The sequence below is a fragment of the Carboxylicivirga linearis genome, assembly GCF_018271995.1.
In the GTDB taxonomy this organism is placed as follows: Bacteria; Bacteroidota; Bacteroidia; order Bacteroidales; family Marinilabiliaceae; genus Carboxylicivirga; species Carboxylicivirga linearis.
In genome coordinates, this window is the sequence record NZ_JAGUCO010000025.1 from 13,347 (window position 1) to 29,492 (window position 16,146).

The 16,146-nt window shown below is 35.6% G+C and carries 14 protein-coding genes; 9 read left to right on the forward strand and 5 right to left on the reverse strand.

Features of this window, described 5'->3' with window-relative positions; translation table 11 throughout:
* Positions 1-29: 29 nt before the first annotated feature.
* Positions 30-1,325, reverse strand: a complete 1,296-nt coding sequence (locus KEM10_RS19890; RefSeq protein WP_212218641.1) for a glycoside hydrolase 5 family protein — start codon at positions 1,323-1,325, stop codon at positions 30-32.
* A gap of 418 nt (positions 1,326-1,743) precedes the next feature.
* Between KEM10_RS19890 and KEM10_RS19895 the strand changes: the two genes are divergently transcribed.
* Positions 1,744-2,415: a hypothetical protein gene (locus tag KEM10_RS19895; protein ID WP_212218644.1), complete on the forward strand. Its 672-nt coding sequence runs from the start codon at positions 1,744-1,746 to the stop codon at positions 2,413-2,415.
* 145 nt (positions 2,416-2,560) lie between these two features.
* Entirely contained in the window at positions 2,561-4,327 is a 1,767-nt protein-coding gene (locus tag KEM10_RS19900; RefSeq protein ID WP_212218647.1) for a prolipoprotein diacylglyceryl transferase family protein, read from the forward strand.
* On the opposite strand, the gene KEM10_RS19905 is transcribed toward KEM10_RS19900, so the two are convergent.
* Positions 4,324-4,725: an acyl-CoA thioesterase gene (locus KEM10_RS19905; protein ID WP_212218650.1), complete on the reverse strand. Its 402-nt coding sequence runs from the start codon at positions 4,723-4,725 to the stop codon at positions 4,324-4,326. The genes KEM10_RS19900 and KEM10_RS19905 overlap by 4 nt on opposite strands.
* A 120-nt stretch (positions 4,726-4,845) precedes the next feature.
* The gene (locus tag KEM10_RS19910) at positions 4,846-5,229 is read right to left on the reverse strand and encodes a hypothetical protein (protein WP_212218653.1); all 384 of its coding nucleotides are present in this window, start codon (positions 5,227-5,229) and stop codon (positions 4,846-4,848) included.
* A gap of 320 nt (positions 5,230-5,549) precedes the next feature.
* Here KEM10_RS19910 and KEM10_RS19915 point away from each other — a divergent pair, with 320 nt between their 5' ends.
* The 3 genes from KEM10_RS19915 (at position 5,550) to KEM10_RS19925 (ending at position 8,094) form a co-directional block, all read left to right on the forward strand.
* Positions 5,550-5,915, forward strand: coding sequence for a hypothetical protein (locus KEM10_RS19915; protein ID WP_212218656.1), 366 nt, complete (start codon positions 5,550-5,552; stop codon positions 5,913-5,915).
* An 82-nt stretch (positions 5,916-5,997) separates the two neighbouring features.
* Positions 5,998-7,053: a sugar-binding domain-containing protein gene (locus KEM10_RS19920; protein WP_212218659.1), complete on the forward strand. Its 1,056-nt coding sequence runs from the start codon at positions 5,998-6,000 to the stop codon at positions 7,051-7,053.
* Between the two features lie 15 nt (positions 7,054-7,068).
* Entirely contained in the window at positions 7,069-8,094 is a 1,026-nt protein-coding gene (locus tag KEM10_RS19925; RefSeq protein WP_212218662.1) for a glycoside hydrolase, read from the forward strand.
* 65 nt (positions 8,095-8,159) lie between these two features.
* On the opposite strand, the gene KEM10_RS19930 is transcribed toward KEM10_RS19925, so the two are convergent.
* Both KEM10_RS19930 and KEM10_RS19935 read right to left on the reverse strand, forming a co-directional pair.
* Positions 8,160-10,514 (reverse strand): PBP1 and LysM peptidoglycan-binding domain-containing protein, encoded by a 2,355-nt coding sequence (locus KEM10_RS19930; protein WP_212218665.1) that lies wholly within the window; start codon positions 10,512-10,514, stop codon positions 8,160-8,162.
* Between the two features lie 137 nt (positions 10,515-10,651).
* Positions 10,652-13,018, reverse strand: a complete 2,367-nt coding sequence (locus KEM10_RS19935; protein ID WP_212218668.1) for a type IA DNA topoisomerase — start codon at positions 13,016-13,018, stop codon at positions 10,652-10,654.
* A 309-nt stretch (positions 13,019-13,327) separates the two neighbouring features.
* Here KEM10_RS19935 and KEM10_RS19940 point away from each other — a divergent pair, with 309 nt between their 5' ends.
* From KEM10_RS19940 to KEM10_RS19955, 4 genes are all read left to right on the forward strand, one after another.
* Complete coding sequence (locus tag KEM10_RS19940) at positions 13,328-13,519, forward strand: cold-shock protein (RefSeq protein ID WP_212218671.1); 192 nt, start codon at positions 13,328-13,330, stop codon at positions 13,517-13,519.
* 140 nt (positions 13,520-13,659) lie between these two features.
* On the forward strand, positions 13,660-14,961 hold the full coding sequence (locus KEM10_RS19945) for a M18 family aminopeptidase (RefSeq protein WP_212218674.1): 1,302 nt from the start codon (positions 13,660-13,662) through the stop codon (positions 14,959-14,961).
* A gap of 91 nt (positions 14,962-15,052) precedes the next feature.
* A complete protein-coding gene (locus KEM10_RS19950) occupies positions 15,053-15,598 on the forward strand; it encodes a DUF4136 domain-containing protein (protein WP_212218677.1) in 546 nt (181 codons plus the stop codon).
* Positions 15,599-15,795: 197 nt separating this feature from the next.
* Positions 15,796-16,131, forward strand: coding sequence for a LytR/AlgR family response regulator transcription factor (locus KEM10_RS19955; RefSeq protein WP_212218680.1), 336 nt, complete (start codon positions 15,796-15,798; stop codon positions 16,129-16,131).
* The last annotated feature ends 15 nt before the right edge of the window (positions 16,132-16,146 follow it).

The following is a 16,146-nucleotide window of genomic DNA, read 5'->3' on the forward strand; positions in this document are numbered from 1 at the left end:
AGACTAAGACAACCTCTTTTTTTTGCATACTAAAGTTTATTAACTGTAGTTGCTACATCTGTTATAATAGTTATAGTTGTTGTATCTGTATCATAAACTCCATACCATCCTTGTAATTCATGTGGAGGATCACCAATAAACGGATCACCCAATTGCCAGTATTCTCCTGGTCGTGGTGGACGTCCTGATCCTGTATAACTCCAAAAGTTAACACCACATACCACATCTTCACTTTCTATTGAAGTCTCCACCTTCCCTAATAAATACTTATAAAACTGATCTCTGCTTGTAGTACTTGCTTTAACATCAAATGAAGCCCCATCGCGAGCTATCCCGAATTCTTCCAATACAAGAGGTTTATTTAACTCCTTAGCTGCTGCCACATGCGCATCCCAATAAGCTTCTGTTTTCTTAATAGCCTCCTGGTATACGCTGTCTGGTTGTCCGGGTGTGTACCAACCCCAATTCTGAGCCCAAATATGCATGGTAATATAATCAACATCTTCTACCCTATTATCTTCCAACACATTAATACCATCCCATGGGCCGGTTGCATTTCCTTCACTACCTATCGAAACCAAATGGTTTGAATCAAGCTGCTTAATCAACCTGGCTGTTTTACTGATCCACTGCTGATAAACCTCTACCTGATCGTACCCTCTTGGCTCGTTTGACAACTGCCAGGCCATAATGGTTGGATCATCAGTATAATTTATGCCATTAACCGTATTAGTCCTCGAAACAATAAATTCAATATATTGATTCATCATTTCCTGCGCCTTAGCATTGGTGTAAAACTGTTTTGAATAATCTACAAACTCCGTCCAGCTATGCTCCTCATCCTGCGGGTATGGTATATCACCGGCACCAGCCCAGTTCAGATATTGTGGGAAACCGCCACTCCAGGTCCAGAAGTTACCTAACACCATTACCGCTTTCATATCACGTTTCGACATTTCATTGAGAAAGAAATCCAGCCCCTCTAAAACTTCTTCGTTATACACTCCCGGAGCTTGTTGCACTGCCGGATGAATGCAATAGCGACCTGCTGAATCGGCCTCACTTGCTGCCAACACGCGCAGATTTTTAATACCCATGGCCTGCAGCTGATCCAGTTCTTTTATCAACCGTTCCCGGTCGCCACTCCGGGGAGCTCCCAGATTCATTCCCTGCCAGTAATTAGCTCCAACATATTGATAAGGTTGATCATTAATTACAAACGCAGTATTCTTTACTTTTACGAAGTAATTGTCATCATTAGAAACTTGCTTACAGCCTGCTAATACATACATTGCAACAACTACAAGCCAAATATATTTTTTCATACTATCATAGATTTTGAACCATTACAAAAATGCCAAATCTGAACTATATTAATTAATACAATCCAATCGATTAGATATATTATTCAGTACAAATATTGCTACCAACTGAAATATTCTAAGTATTCTTTTGTATCACTTCAATAATATTTTGTTATTCATATAACAATATGCCTTTAAAATATAAAGAGTGTCCTGCAATATTAATTAAACACACCATCAGACTGCATAACATCAAATATTATAGAATACTCTCCTGTTATAAACAATAACTATTGAATATTCTTTTCTTTAATAAACCGCTTCTTTATTATGAATTTAAGAATTAAAGTGTTAAATTAATTTGTGATTTTTTGATGCTCCTTCAGATCCTTTGATCTGCGTTTAAGAATAAAATCCAAACACCCATTACCATTTAATTATGCACTCAAACTCTGCCCCGCAATTCACCTTTTCTGCTACTGAATTAATACAGCACAGCCAAAAGTTATTACATCTCCTTCAGCGTGACAAAAAACACTTTAGAGAATACGGTATAAAAGAAGTGACCTTTAAAAGAATCTCAGACTTATGTAACGATCTAAACACAATTCCACGTTTTGAATTGGATGAAAATTTACAAAAAGCAAAAGAAGAGCTCAGTTCCATTCGTAACCATTTATATACCATTCTTAAAGGATTGGAAAATTCAGTCAGACTTATATTTGGTGCCAAATCAATGGAATTCCGTTCATTCAAATTCAGATGCCTTCACAACCCCACGGAATGCAATTTGGCAGAATATGCTCAATATGTTGTAAAAATAGCTAAACCACGATTACCCGAATTAGAACGACGCCATATTACTGAAAAGAAGCTTGATAAAATTATGGATATTTCTGTTGAGTTGACTGATTCAATAAATACATACTCTCAACTTATTAGTGAGCAAGAAGAAACCAAAACTGAATATATTGAATCGGCCAACGAATTAATTTCAATATTAAACCAACTATGCAATATTGGCAAAAGAATATGGCACGATAGAGATGAATCCCTATATCAGGAATATGATGAATACTCCTCCATTAAACCGACAACTACCTATGAATAAAAACCATTTAATAGAGAAAAAGATACCTACAAGCTCTGGTTCATAAGATCCGGAGCTTTTTACTACTATTAGTTATTATTTGGTATGATCTTACTTGACCTGTCTTATCATTATTTCGTAACTTATATGTACATAAGACAGGCTCATGAACGTTTTATTTATACATCTCCAAGGCAATAAAGCAGCCATATTTTCCCTCACCTTTCTTACTGCATTCATTGTGCTGGCTATCGTATATATAGTAAGTGGCAGAAAAAGCAAACTTAATATACATTCAACAAACTTAATAGCATTAACCTTTATAACCTCCTTTATCATTGGCATGAAACTGGGTAGCGGTGAAAGCTTTACTGAATCTGTAAACATCTTTTTGTCACCACCTGAATCAGTCCTCAATGGAAAAAACGGAGCATTTGGCTTTCTCCTTACCATTCCAATAATATTACTTGCACTATATGTACTTAAACTACCTAAAAATTACCTCGAACCATTTGCATATGCTTTACCATCAGCTGTAATTGTTCAACGATTCGGATGTTTGTTCGAAGGGTGTTGCCATGGAACTATTACTAATTTCCCTATTGCAATTCAATACGGTAGTAATAGTGCAGCCTTTCATTATCATCAAACAGAAAACCTAATCAACCAATATGCAGAATGCAGTCTCGCTATTCATCCGGTTCCCATATATTATATAATAGCTGGGATATTAACAATGGTAATAATTATCTCAATACGAAAAAGACTAAATAGAAACGGAAGTCTTTTGCTCACCTCCGCACTCAGCCTGATATTCTTTCGTTTTATTATTGAATTTTTTAGAGAACCATACACCAATGGATATACAGGTGAAATAGTATATGGTTTAAAAATAATACAATGGACCGCAATAGGCCTAACTATGATATTAGGTTCTGTTCTGTTTATAAGAGAATACAAAACTCCTCAAAAACACGAATTACCAATTAATATTTTCTATGCTTACCGAAGTTTCAGCTGGTTTGCTTTCTTACTTGTCGCAATTTTCTATTTTAATTCAATATTCACTCCTCTTGAAAAATTGGTACTGCAAATATTCTTTACTTATGTAGGCATCTTATTATTTTTCAAGCTATCTACTATCATTGTACAACACAAGCTAAAGGTAGTTTACCTTTCCACCGTTTTCATTTTATTATTTACAATGGGACAAAGCTCTGAAGAAAATTCAAAGAAGCCTAAAAGAATGATCACTGACAAATTTACTTCAACGGATTTATATCATGCCGGAGGAAACCTCGATTACACTTATTACATAGGTGGCTCTGAAGGTTGCATGGGCGATCCGGGGACAAAAATGAAAAGCCAATCAAAATTCTACGGAGGTGGTGTTAGATTTAATTTCAATACCCTTTATGAGGGTGACAGACGTAATGTTTTTCTTCTTCAGGCAAATATATTACCAGCGAAAGAGAACCTTAATAATTCTTACAATAGCAAATTATTCTACAGCACATCTTTTGGTGGCAGATATCACTGGCCAAATTTTGGAATTGGTTATGGTGCAACAATAGGCACAACAACCGGAGATGATGGATTGTCTACCGGAATAATGCCATATCTGGGATTACGCATTGGACCACAAAAAATATTTTATTTTGATACCGGAATTTCCGACTTCACAATAAATCCGTTCCCTTTACCAACCTATCATGCAGGAATTGGTTCTCATTTTGGCAGAAATGATGATGCGGGAATTAGAGTTGGCTACTACCCTGAGGGTTATTATAGTTTAATTAGCATTCCAATAAAAGACAAAATTGCATTCAATTTCCAATACCATAAGTTTTCGTTCGATAATATTAGCAATGCTGATTTATATAAAGTAGGTATCTCAATAAAGCTACCTAACAAATCGATAAATGCCCGCTAATTAATTCTGAAAAGCTCAAATAATTCCTTAGGTACCCTTGCTATTCGTTTGGTTTGCATATCCATCATACACCATTTGGTTAATGACTTCATTAAAAGTTTGCCACTAGTTTTATCCTTTACTTCAACTATACGATAAGAAAAGGCCTTTTCAAATTTTTCCACATAAGTTTCGATCAACACTGTCTCATTCAGTAAAGCGGAGGCCTTGTATTCAATATTATGCGATGAAACAACCCAAAAATAACTAGTATCAAAACCAGTACCTTTCGTTACTTTATACCAGTGGGCTTTAGATATTTCCTGAATCCATTCAACATATTTGATATTGCTAACATGATTAAGTTCATCTATATCAGATTCCTGAACCACATATTCTTCAATATAGTGTTCACTCATTTTATTATGTTTTTAGACAAACAAAAATAGGATTTAATTATGGTAATGAGTGCCAGTCTAATAAAATTGCAAAAAACTAAACTATAAATTATACTATTCCCTAAGACATTAATGAGAAAATTAGGGCTTGTGCAATAACCATTTGAGAGCCGAGTCTTTGGTAGAAAAAACTTTAATAACAAACCCGGTTTTATCAAATACTTCCTTTTCAAAAATCATGGATGCTGCAACGGAATACGGATCATCAACAATTAATGCCTGTTTCTTTTCTCTTATTATATTTTCAATTGCAGACATATATTCCATAATAAACGATATCTCGTCAACCATTATATGAAATTTCCCATTTCTGTAGTCAGAAAGAAGATTGTAGCCTTGTTCAGTAAATTCAGGCAACTTCAGAAAATCATTCCAGGCCGATTCAATATCAGATGCTATAATAATTCCTGAATGTTTATAGCGTATAATTCTATTATCAGCATCAATTTGAATTGAGTAATTCATAGGTTTGGTTTTAATCTGAATAGTCATATCTCACAACACTTACCATCAACATTAAAATAATTATTTTAAAAGATAAAGTCAACCAAATAACACTAATTACCTAATTATCAATACGCATTCCTACAATCAAACCTATTCACTTCACTTATTTCTTGATACATCCGTCCTCCACAAACCCATTTATACAAACAAATTACAACACCTGTGACATTTTGATGACAATTAATGACAACAGGTGACATTAAGATGACTTAATGGTGTTATCACCGCCCTACTTTAGCTGATGTAAATAATACATTATTAATCTAAAACAAACAGTCATGAAAAAATTAGTTTTAACATTAGTTGCAGCTTTAATGCTTGGATCATTATTCACAGAAGCATCAGCACGAAACACTCCGGAAAAAGAAATGAAAAAGTGTTGTCAGAAAATAAAAAAAGAAGTTCGTCGATCATTAAGAGGTCCGTCATTTGAATATCTGAAACCGGATTGTGAAGAAGAAGTAGTAGCTTACCTGGCAATAGATGAAGACAACCATGTACAAGTTGTAAAAATTAAAGGTAATGATGAAAGATTATTGAAATATGTAAAAGAGACTATTAAGAAACAGAATATTGAAGCCAACCCTAAGTTATCCGGCAAAATGTTTGTCATGAATCTAAAATTTATTCATCAACCTGCTTGAGGCTCTCAAAAACAAAGTTAAGGAATCGCCATTTCTTATTTTGGGTAATAAACTCTAATTTAATGCGCATAAAATAAAAAAGATGCTAAAGTTTATTTTTCAACGCCATATTTTACTTTTCAGTTTTATCCTTGGCTTATACATTGCACAAAATAGCTCGGCCCAAATACTGACAAAAAAATATAATCTCGAAGGTTACTGGAACTTCTCTGTGGGCGATAAGCCTCAATGGAAAAATCCTTCTTTCGACGACAGCATGTGGGATAAGATCAGAACAGGTCAGGATTGGGAATCGCAAGGATACAACGACTATAACGGCTTTGCATGGTATCGGAAAACCATTTTTATTAAATCAAAACCTAACAATAATCTTATTCTAAAAATTGGAGCCATCGATGATGCCGATCAGGTATTTCTGAATGGCTCTTTAATTGGCTCAACAGGTGGTTTTCCTCCCCACCCCGAAACAGCATACGACCAGCAAAGAGAGTACATTATTCCACCCAACTTGTGGAAAGACGGTGACAATGTTATTGCCATCAGAGTGTATGATTTCTACGCCAATGGAGGCATCAGAAGTCACCCACTGGCCATCTACGAAGATATTACAAGCGATTACCTCACTCTTGATTTATCAGGAACCTGGCATTTCAAAACAGGTAGCAATAACCGTTATAAGGAATCAGAATACAATCACTCCGACTGGGATAAAATTCAGGTTCCCGGAAGATGGGAAGACCAGGGATGGCCTTATCTCGATGGAATAGCATGGTACAGAACCAACTTTTATCTTCCTTCGGGCACCAGCAATGAAAACATGTATTTAATACTGGGACGCATTGACGATGAAGATGAAGTGTATTTGAATGGCAAAAAGATTGGTGAGACAAAAAATAGTCGTTCCAGCTGGAATAACTCGGCTTATCAACAAATACGCATATATCGAATCCCAAGTGATCTGCTGTCAAAAAACAATCTTAATAGTATTGCTGTAAAGGTTTATGATGATCAGTTGGATGGTGGTATCTACGAAGGACCTATTGGTCTGGCAACCCGAGAACAAGCCGATGATATGCGAAATATGCTGAAAGAATACAAAAGTACCTGGGAAACATTCTTAGAATGGATATATGACTAAATCAATTACCATAAAATGAAACAACTAATAATATATATAAGCCTCATATTAATTGGATCTGCCAATATAATGACAGCTCAAAAAAGAGATTTAACAATTTACGAACCCTTAAGAGGCGCATGGAAATTCAGTATAGGTGACAAACCGGAGTGGATGAGTTATGATTATGATGACTCTCACTGGGAAAGTATTTATGTACCTAGCCCCTGGGAACAACAAGGTTTTAACGGTTACGATGGATATGCCTGGTACCGAACCTCTTTTACCCTACCGGCCGATGCCACTGATAAAGAACTTTGGCTTGATTTAGGGTATATAGATGATGTAGATGAGTGTTTTTTAAATGGTAAATTAATCGGGAAAAGTGGTTCTTTTCCTCCTCAATTTAAAACTGCCTATAATGCCCACCGTTTATATCTTTTAAAAAGAGAGGATCTTATTTTTGGATCAGAAAACATACTTGCCATTAGAATTTACGATACACAAAGCGAAGGTGGGATCGTTTCCGGAAAAATTGGAATCTGGGAAAATAAATATCCATTAATACCAGATGTAAACCTTTCAGGCAACTGGAAATTTAAAGTAGGTGACCAGCGGAATTACAGCGACATAAATCTGGATGAATCTAATTGGGATATCATTTATGTTCCCTCTCCCTGGGAAGATCAAGGCTATGATCAATACGATGGCATAGCCTGGTACCGAAAAACAATAACCGTACCTGATTATTTAACCAGTGACTCTCCTGTTCTATTACTTGGTAAAATAGATGATGTGGATGAAGTTTATGTGAATGGTGTTTTAATCGGCAATACCGGAAAAGTTGAGCCTTATAACTTTGGAACCTTTGATGATGCTTACAATAAACTCAGAGGGTATTATATTCCATTGGAAATTCTGGAGAAAAGCAAGCAAATAACTATTGCTGTACGGGTTTATGATGATCGTTTAACAGGTGGAATTTACGAAGGACCGATTGGATTAATATCGCAGGATAAATACATAAAATATTGGCTTAAACAAAGAAAGGAACACTTCTAATGTCCCTTTCCTAATAACTTGGTTTTAATGAGAAAGTCCTCGAAAGAGGACTTTTTTCGTATATCTTATTTATTTACTTGTTCGACTTTCAGGCTATAGTCCGGATCAAATTTTAACAGATATAATCCACTATTGTAATACCCACCCCAATTAGAAGTTCGTTCAAAATTTAAAGGTGACTGAACTGCATATGGATGATGTTTAGATATACAATACTCGAAGTTTTTACCATACTCTTTTAAGGCACTTAAAAAGTAATAGGTAATGTCAAATCCCCAAAGGCTATATCGACTAATATTTGATGTAACATTAGCATTCTGGAAATAAGGTGAAATAGCCATAGGCTCGGTGCGGAACCATTTTCTATATTCACTAATCAATTCACTACTTTCCTTATTCTCATAATCAACAGAGTAATAACTGAACATATGCCCTTTTAACGAATGAATATCCTCAGGATTGATAGTTTGGTATTTTAACCATTCAGGCAATCCCCATAATGTAACATCCGCTTTTGTTTTGCTTTGCGCCCCCTTTATGGTTGTAATAATTCTGTTTACCTGAGCTTCTTCAATGGATGGAACAATCACCGTATTGGCCTTATCTTTAGCAAACATTTTTTCAAGGCTGGCTAAATCATCCTGTTTAAATTTGTATTCAACAAAATCCGGAACTACTCCTTCTTTAAAACTCTCCCAATAAACTTTATTCCTGATTAATTCACTGAATTTGTTTTCAAACTCTGACTTTGCATCTTCCGTTCTGATAATCACAATACGCTTTCCAACGGACGATTCAAGCATTTTATCAGCCATTTTATCAAAGAGTAAAGTATCGATTGGCATAGCCTGGAACATATGAATATTGTCGGTCAGCTCATGATTTATGGTTGAGAATGGATACACCATCGGAATAGAGTGCTCTTTTGAAAAATCCGATACAAATGAAAGATGTTGCGGATAGGCCGGTCCAATAATCAAATTCATATACGGCATTTCCGCATTGCTTAAAATCGATTTAACTTTATTAGAATCTGGCGCCGTATCATAAACAAACATCTCCACATTTACACCCTGCTCTTTCAATTTCTCCAGTCCCAGCAGTGCCCCCTGGTAAAACTCAACAAAAACTTTCGAATACCTTGAAACAACCTTCTCTTCTCTCTCGCGCTCAGTTATTTCACCCTCATCATCCTCTTCCTCAATAATATTAGCCTTTAAGGTAGCTTCCACATTAAAAGGAAGCATAATAGCTACTTTTAATGTTTGTTTTTCAAGATAATAATCATACGAATTACAATCCAATTCGGTCAAATCCATCACCTCTTCTCTTTCCTTTGCTGCATCTTCAGCCAACTCTTCTTCTTTCTCGTGAATGGCTTTAAACCAATAACGATTAGGCACTTTAATTTTATCACCTTTTCGTAAACGCGTAAGATCCTTATCGGAATTTACCGATTTAATAATTTCCACATCAACATTGTATTTCCTAGATATGGCAAATAAGGTCTCCTTTCGTTTTACCTTGTGATAAATAAACAGGTTATCACCCTTTTCAACCTCTTCCTTAGAAGCCTTTATTGAAGCCTTAGGTACTCTTACCAAATAACCTAATTTCAAATCACTGGCATCAGCCGAAGGGTTGGCTTCAACAACATCATTGGGTTTTGCATTGTAATGTTGAGCAATGCTATATAAAGTTTCTCCTTCTTCAATGCTGTGATATATATACATATCATCTTCCAGCTCTTGCTTTTCATTTTTTACAACTGCAACTTCTTTCGCTTCTTGTGGGATACGAATAGAACTTCCTATCTCCAGAATTCCTGATTTTAAAGCCGGATTACTTTCAATTATCTTAGGAATAGAAACATTATACGTTTTCGAAAGAGCATACATGGTTTCCTTTGGCTGAACGATATGAATAATGTAATTCTCATTTTCGTTCTCCTCTGTAACTTGCTCTTTTGGTAATTCTTTCGGAATCTTTATGATGGTTCCTTTTATTAAAGTCTGATCACTGCCCGGATTATTATCATATATCACCTTAAGAGGAACATCGTATTTTTTGGAGATAAAATATACAGTTTGTCCTTGTTCCACCGTATGATAGATGTACGAAGTAGATTGAATTTCTTGCTTCGTACTATTTCGGCCTGAAATAACAGGAATCTTCAGTAATTGTCCTTCTTTTAGTCCAAAAGCAGCATCCGGATTAGCCTCTAATAATTCTTTCTGTGATACACCATAGTTAACACTGATTCTGTAAAGCCCCTCCGACTTTTTAACTTTATAGAGGTAATATACTTCACCATCAATAACAATTTTTTCCATACCGTCGTATTGCTGCGCCTGAGCAGTAAATACAACAAATAACATTGCAATTGATAATTTTAAAACAATATAATTGATTCGTTTCATGTTCATTTTTTCAAAAGCATTTTTATGAACTCAATAGTATAAACGTTGATCGTTTAAATCTATTTCACAAAAATCACTCCAGTTAATCAAGCTTTCAAAAGTAAGAAAAGCACCTCACCCGGCAAAGTCCTTGTATATTACTTTGCCTTAAAAATAACAGCTCCTGATTCCAACATCAAATAACCATCGTGTTTTTCGCTTGCTCCTTCCTCTACAACCCCTTTTATTAGAGGCGACTTACCCTTCAACACTATTGCTTCTACTTGCTTATCGGTTAGTTTCTTACCTCCTATCTCAAAAGGTATTCTAACGCGGCACCCATTTCTGAAATTATCGCACCCATAGGCCGATTTTCCTTTAATAATAGTTCCTTTTCCACAAGAAGGACAAATCCATTCAGATGCTTCCTCCTTTTCTATTTCAACGGTAGCATCGGATTTTAATACAAGCTTACCGTCTATTTTATTGCCATCAATGGTAAAACCTTTAATCAGGTTGGTTTTTCCTTTCAGAATGAGTTGCTCAATTTGTTTGTCGGTTAGCTTCTTTCCAAAATTCTCAAATGTGATAACGGTTTTACATCCTTCTTTAAACCTTGAGCATCCCCAGGCAGCATGTCCTTTTAACATTTTACCTTCTTTACAAACCGGACAAACAAGCTCCTTTTCTTTTTTGGTTGAGGCTGGTTTAGACTTCTTTTTATCTTCTGCAACTTTTTCTTCATCAACCACAGCCAACTTTCGGGCACTTCTGTCGTGCTTAACATGAAATACTATGTCGGACACCATTTGTTTGAGTTCATTCATAAACTCACCGGCATCATACTCTCCTTTTTCTATTTCACGTAGTTTCTTCTCCCAAATACCAGTAAGCTCTGCCGACTTTAATAGGTCGTTTCTAATAGTATCAATCAACTGAGTTCCGGTTATTGTTGGATGAAGATTTTTTCTGACTTTAGAAATATATTTTCTTCGAAACAAAGTTTCAATAATAGCTGCCCGCGTTGATGGACGTCCAATGCCATTCTCTTTCATGGCATCACGCAGCTCCTCATCATCCACCTGCTTACCAGCTGTTTCCATGGCGCGCAATAAAGTTGCCTCGGTATAAGGTTTAGGCGGCTGTGTTTCTTTCTCCAAAAGCTCTGGCTCATGTGGTCCAGATTCACCAACTGTGAACTCAGGCATTATTTCAGCATCCTTTTTCTCGCTTTCTTTATTATCCATAAAAACAACGCGCCAACCAGGCTCTAATAATTGTTTACCGGTAGCTTTAAATTCCACACCGCCTGCGTTACCCATCACAACTGTATTAGAAATGGTAGCATCCGGATAAAAAGCAGCAATAAACCGTCGGGTCACTAATTCATACACCAGTTTCTCATCTCTGCTTAAAGCATTGGCATATACACCCGTTGGTATAATGGCGTGGTGATCTGTTACTTTCTTATCATCAAAGACTTTCTTTGACTTCTTCAGCTTACTCTTTAAAAGCGATTCGGTTAAACGATGATGATCTTTAAGTCCCTTTAAAATATTGGGTACTTTTGGATATATGTCATTACTCAAAAAGGTAGTATCCACCCTTGGATAAGTAGTTACCTTTTTTTCGTATAACGACTGTATTATTTTTAATGTCTCATCAGCGGAAAAACCAAACTTTTTATTGCACTCAACCTGCAATGAAGTAAGGTCGAACAAACGCGGTGGTGCCTCCTTTCCTTTCTTTCGGGAGAAATCTTTTATTACAAACTCCGAATCTTTTATTTTTTCCATAAAAGATTCCCCTTCCTCCTTTTTCATAAAGCGCCCTTTGGTAGCCGAAAACAATACTTCTTTGTATTTGGTCTTTAGTTCCCAATAAGGCTCAGGCTTAAAATCATCTATCGATTTCTGGCGTTCTACAATCAAGGCCAAAGTAGGTGTTTGCACTCTACCTATGGAAAGTACCTGCCCTTGCTGGCCGTATTTTAATGTATACAAACGGGTTGCATTCATGCCCAGAAGCCAATCGCCTATAGCCCTTGAACTACCTGCTGCATATAAGTTTTTAAACTCTTCGTTCGTTCTTAACTTCTCAAATCCCTCACGAATGGCTTCTTCTGTTAAGGATGATATCCATAAACGTTTGATCGGACATTTAGCTCCGGCCTTCAGTAAAACCCATTGCTGAATTAATTCTCCTTCCTGACCGGCATCACCACAGTTTACAATCTCAGTGGCAGTTCCCACCAGCTTTCTTATGGTATTAAACTGTTTTTCAATCCCTTTGTCATCAATTAATTTTATTCCAAAACGCGAAGGAATCATTGGCAAAGAACCTATTGTCCATCTTTTCCAAGCGGGTAAGTAATCGTGCGGTTCTTTAAGGGTACACAGATGACCAAATGTCCAGGTAACCTGATAGTTGTTACCTTCATAGTAACCATCACGCTTTGATTTGGCCCCAACAATCTGGGCTATTTCAAAAGCTACGCTCGGTTTCTCTGCTACACAAACTATCATTTAAATGAATACTAAAACGTTAACCTATATATACTTCCTGTAAAACTTATCTGTGGCTAGCGAAGATAACACTTCCTGATTGAAAATACGGAAAGTTCTTCCAAGGAGTTTTTAACAACCAGCTTCATACCTTCATATATAAATTGTTAGTTTTAGATTTGAACAGTATTGTAAAAATGTTGTTAAATATTTATTAGAATATGGGTAAAAACTATTGTTATATAAAAATAGTTTCTACATTTGTTTTAATTACATTTTTATAGTTATGAGATTGAACTAAGAACCTCGATCTCAACAAATTTTTTTATAATGAATAAAGGTATTGTTAAGTTCTTTAATGAGTCAAAAGGTTACGGGTTTATTAAAGATACAGAATCAAGCAAAGAGTACTTTGTACACGTAACTGGTCTAATCGACGAAATTAAAGAAAACGATGAAGTTGAATACGAACTTCAGGAAGGCCGCAAAGGATTGAACGCAGTAAATGTTAAATTAGCATAGATTTATCATTTTAAGAATGCATTAAAAGCTGTTTCATGAGAAGCAGCTTTTTTTATGCTCAACAGTGTATGATCAATCTCATTGAATATCTGAACTCTTTTTATTTAAATCGCTTTTTATAGAACGATACAATTTAAGATATGTCACAGGAATTACAACTAGCTAACGAATTAATAGACTTTATACACCAAAGTCCAACCGCCTTTCATGTGGTAGAACAGGCAAAAACCATATTAAACAAAGCCGGTTTTATTGAGCTCAATATGGGTGAGAGCTGGAAACTTAAGAAAGGGGCCAAATACTATACCACCAAAAACGACTCTGCTTTATTTGCATTTCAACTGGGTTCAACGCCCATTGAAGAGAATGGAATAAAATTAGTTAGTGCACACAGTGATTCGCCGGGATTTAAAATTAAACCAGATCCTGAAATGCTGGCTGATGGAAGACTCCTGAAACTTAATACAGAAGTATATGGGGGCCCTATACTTAGCACCTGGTTGGACAGACCATTATCCATTGCAGGTAGAGTACTGATAAAAAGCAAAAACATACTAAAGCCAATATCTAAACTCATCGTTTTCAAAAAACCTTTATTGGTTATTCCTAATATGGCCATACATTTAAACCGGTCAGTTAACGATGGTGTAGAACTAAATAAACAGGTTGATATGTTGCCATTAATGGCCAGCGTATCTAATACCTTTGAAAAAGATAATTACCTGTTAAAACTAATTACGGAAGAATTAAAAGTAAAACAGGAAGACATACTCGACTTTGATTTATTTCTTTACGAATATGATAAAGGTTGTGTTATCGGGGCCAACCAGGAGTTTATATCATCCGGAAAATTAGATGATTTAGCTATGGTACATGCGGGATTAAAAGCTATTGCTGGCAGAACCAGTAAAACATCAACCCACTTCTTATGTATTTTTGATAACGAAGAGGTTGGAAGTCTTACCAAGCAAGGAGCAGGATCTCCCGTTTTACGCAACATTATTGAGCGAATAATGGAGAAGTTGGGAAAATCACAAGAAGACTATCAGCGTACTATCTTTAATTCCTATATGATTTCAGCTGATATGGCACACGCTATTCATCCTAACCATCCTGAAAAGCACGACCCCGTCCTTCACCCAACCATTAATGGCGGACCTGTTATTAAAATACATGCAAACCAAAAATATACTTCCGATGGAGAAAGTACAGCCATATTTGAAAGTCTGTGCGAGAAGGCTGATATTCCTTACCAAAAGTTTGTAAACCGTTCAGACATGGTCGGTGGATCTACTCTTGGTAATATTTCAACTGGAAAGCTGGACATCAGAACAGTAGACATTGGCAATCCTATGCTGGCAATGCATTCTGTTCGCGAAATTGCAGGAGTAAAAGATCACAGCTATATTACCAAAGTATTTGAAACATTCTTTAAGTTATAATTTAACCTTACAAATTATTCAAAAGTAAAATCTAAATATTACTCCTTAAAAACATTAAAACTAAGTATCATTAAACTTTAATACCATTCCTATGAATTTAAAAAACCTGCTTTTAGCTCTTACAACTATTCTCATATTATCGGGCTGTTCATCAACTAAAGTAATATCAAACGCCGATCATACTGTTGACTTTTCCAGCTATCAATCTTTTTTGATTATGGAACGACTTGAATCCGAGAAAATAAAACCAGAGGCTAAAAAATACATTGGCAAGGTGATAGCAGAAGAATTGAAAGAAAGAGGGTTGAAACAAAACCTATCACCGGATATAATTGTAAAAGTGATGATTATTTCAAAAGAAAAGCAAACTGCTTTGATTACGCGTAATAACGATTTTTACTGGGGTAGCGAATACTACCCTTACGGTTGGGGAATTGGAACCAATGTTAACAAAGTAAGTTATGATACCTATACCGATGGAACCATGATTATTGATGTTATTGATAGAGAGAAGAAACAATTAATATGGCAAGGTATTTCAAGTGATGCATTTAAAGGATCTACTCAAAAAAAGCAATCAAAAATCAAGAAAATGATTAGTAACATTTTTAAAGAATACCCTTTAGAAAAGAAATAAGAAATTGAATAACCCCAATTTAAAAGCCGGCTTACTGCCGGTTTTTTTTTGCACTCTAAACACTACTTATAAGCACTTTACAGAACCAACTAAAAAAATATTACATTTTTTCTCTTTTTTGGTGTTACGTTTTTGAGTTTTTGCAATTAACCTACGAAAGCAGCTTAACATTAGGTGTGCACCCTAATATTTTTTTTATGGCAACTGAGTATATAGTATTAGAATGTGATCAAAAGATTCTGAAACTTGCAGTTGATGATATTTACTACATACATCATCAACAAGGGCTAACTACGTTTGTACTTAGCCAAAGTGATAAAATATGCCATAAAAGTTTATCAGAATTAGAGAATCTGCTTCCTTCCACATTTATTCGAATCAATCGAAATTGCATTGTTAATCACCTGGCTATTACTGAAATCAACAAAAAAGAAAGAAAGATTTTATTAGTCAATAATGAGAGGCTTACTGTATCTCATCGAAACATTAAGTCCATAACAGAAGCTATCAGAACGATGGCAATAAACGCTTAATTGCTTAAAGCATAC

Excerpts from the sequence above, each read along its gene's own strand:
- KEM10_RS19890 (WP_212218641.1), bottom strand. The coding sequence starts at position 1,325 with ATGAAAAAATATATTTGGCTTGTAGTTGTTGCAATGTATGTATTAGCA.
- KEM10_RS19895 (WP_212218644.1), top strand. The coding sequence starts at position 1,744 with ATGCACTCAAACTCTGCCCCGCAATTCACCTTTTCTGCTACTGAATTA.
- KEM10_RS19900 (WP_212218647.1), top strand. The coding sequence starts at position 2,561 with ATGAACGTTTTATTTATACATCTCCAAGGCAATAAAGCAGCCATATTT.
- KEM10_RS19905 (WP_212218650.1), bottom strand. The coding sequence starts at position 4,725 with ATGAGTGAACACTATATTGAAGAATATGTGGTTCAGGAATCTGATATA.
- KEM10_RS19910 (WP_212218653.1), bottom strand. The coding sequence starts at position 5,229 with ATGAATTACTCAATTCAAATTGATGCTGATAATAGAATTATACGCTAT.
- KEM10_RS19915 (WP_212218656.1), top strand. The coding sequence starts at position 5,550 with ATGAAAAAATTAGTTTTAACATTAGTTGCAGCTTTAATGCTTGGATCA.
- KEM10_RS19920 (WP_212218659.1), top strand. The coding sequence starts at position 5,998 with ATGCTAAAGTTTATTTTTCAACGCCATATTTTACTTTTCAGTTTTATC.
- KEM10_RS19925 (WP_212218662.1), top strand. The coding sequence starts at position 7,069 with ATGAAACAACTAATAATATATATAAGCCTCATATTAATTGGATCTGCC.
- KEM10_RS19930 (WP_212218665.1), bottom strand. The coding sequence starts at position 10,514 with ATGAAACGAATCAATTATATTGTTTTAAAATTATCAATTGCAATGTTA.
- KEM10_RS19935 (WP_212218668.1), bottom strand. The coding sequence starts at position 13,018 with ATGATAGTTTGTGTAGCAGAGAAACCGAGCGTAGCTTTTGAAATAGCC.
- KEM10_RS19940 (WP_212218671.1), top strand. The coding sequence starts at position 13,328 with ATGAATAAAGGTATTGTTAAGTTCTTTAATGAGTCAAAAGGTTACGGG.
- KEM10_RS19945 (WP_212218674.1), top strand. The coding sequence starts at position 13,660 with ATGTCACAGGAATTACAACTAGCTAACGAATTAATAGACTTTATACAC.
- KEM10_RS19950 (WP_212218677.1), top strand. The coding sequence starts at position 15,053 with ATGAATTTAAAAAACCTGCTTTTAGCTCTTACAACTATTCTCATATTA.
- KEM10_RS19955 (WP_212218680.1), top strand. The coding sequence starts at position 15,796 with ATGGCAACTGAGTATATAGTATTAGAATGTGATCAAAAGATTCTGAAA.